The sequence below is a fragment of the Streptomyces sp. NRRL WC-3549 genome (genome assembly GCF_000721935.1).
Taxonomy (GTDB): Bacteria; Actinomycetota; Actinomycetes; order Streptomycetales; family Streptomycetaceae; genus Streptomyces.
Map to the genome: position 1 here is coordinate 236,897 of NZ_KL585383.1, position 1,549 is coordinate 238,445.

Genomic DNA, 1,549 nt, shown 5'->3' on the forward strand with positions numbered 1-1,549 from the left:
GGCCGCGCCACGGGACGGCGGGTGTCACAGGACGCGTTCCCCGCCCCGCCAGACCGCGGCGGCCAGCGGCACGCCCGGACGGTAGGCGAGGTGGACGTGGCTCGGGGCGTCGAGCAGGACGAGGTCGGCACGGGCGCCCGGTGCGATGCGGCCGATGTCGGTGCGGCGCAGCGCGGCCGCGCCTCCGGCGGTGGCGGACCAGAGCGCCTCGTCGGGGGTCATGCCCATGTCCCGTACGGCGAGGGCGATGCAGAACGGCATGGACGAGGTGTAGGAGGAACCGGGGTTGCAGTCCGTGGACAGGGCGACGGTGGCCCCGGCGTCGAGCAGCCGCCGGGCGTCGGGCCAGTCGGCACGCGTGGAGAACTCCGCGCCGGGGAGCAGGGTCGCCACGGTGCCGCCCTGGCCGAGCGCGTCGAGGTCGGCGTCGGTCAGGTGGGTGCAGTGGTCGGCGGACGCGGCACCGAGCTCGACGGCGAGCTGGACGCCGGGGCCGTGTCCGAGCTGGTTGGCGTGCACCCGGGCGCCGAGGCCCCTGGCCAGGCCCGCGGTGAGGACGGCGCGCGCCTGGTCGCCGTCGAAGGCGCCCCGCTCGCAGAAGACGTCGACCCAACGGGCGTACGGCGCACAGGCGTCCAGCATCGGACCGGTGACCAGGTCCACGTAACCCGCGGGGTCGTCGGCGTACTCGGGGGCGACGATGTGGGCGCCGAGGTAGGTGACCTCGTCGGTGTGGCCGGCGGCGATCCGCAGGGCGCGGGCCTCGTCCTCGACGGTCAGGCCGTAGCCCGACTTGGTCTCCAGAGTGGTGGTGCCCTGGCGGAGCGCCTCGGCGAGGTGGCGGGCGACGTTGGCGGAGAGCTCCTCGTCACCGGCGGCGCGGGTGGCGGCCACGGTGGTGCGGATACCGCCGGCCGAGTAGGGGCGGCCGGACATGCGGGCGTTGAACTCCTGGGTGCGGTCGCCCGCGAAGACCAGGTGGGAGTGGGAGTCCACGAAGCCCGGGACCATCGCCCGGCCGCCCGCGTCGAGGACGTTGTCAGTGGCGGGTGCTTTGCTTGATCCACCGGTCCAGACGACACGGTCGCCGTCGATGACGACGGCCGCGTCCGGGATCAGGCCCAGGGGGGTCCCGTTTCCGAGGGAGGGGTCGTTGGTGACCAGACTGGCGATGTGGGTGACGGCGGTCGTCGTCATCTGGCAGCAGCTTTCGTCGAGTGCGTCGGTGCGGACGGCCCGCGGCCGCGGTGGCGTGCGGCGGCGGACCGGCCGCGAGGTCAGCGGTACACGGCCGCGACGGCCGAGGCGAGGGCCCGGGGCACGTCCTCGACCATGGTGTGCCGTCCGTCCCGCACGATGTGACGGCCCGCCACGACCGTGTGCCGTACATCCGCCGCGGAGGCGGCGAATACGGCCACCTGGGCGGCCATCCGGTGCGCCGGCCCCGCTGTTCTGACGGAGTCCAGCGCGATCGTGGTCAGGTCGGCCGACGCCCCTGGTTCCAGCGTGCCCGCCTCCGGGCGGCCGAGCGCGGCGTGGCCGTCGGCGG

1 protein-coding gene and 1 pseudogene are annotated in these 1,549 nt (G+C 75.1%); both read right to left on the reverse strand.

Going from position 1 to position 1,549, the window contains the following annotated elements:
* Positions 1–24: 24 nt before the first annotated feature.
* Positions 25–1,197: an imidazolonepropionase gene (gene hutI / locus IH13_RS0103240; protein WP_031080886.1), complete on the reverse strand. Its 1,173-nt coding sequence runs from the start codon at positions 1,195–1,197 to the stop codon at positions 25–27.
* A gap of 80 nt (positions 1,198–1,277) precedes the next feature.
* A pseudogene (locus IH13_RS0103245) lies at positions 1,278–1,549 on the reverse strand (formimidoylglutamate deiminase); the annotation flags it as partial.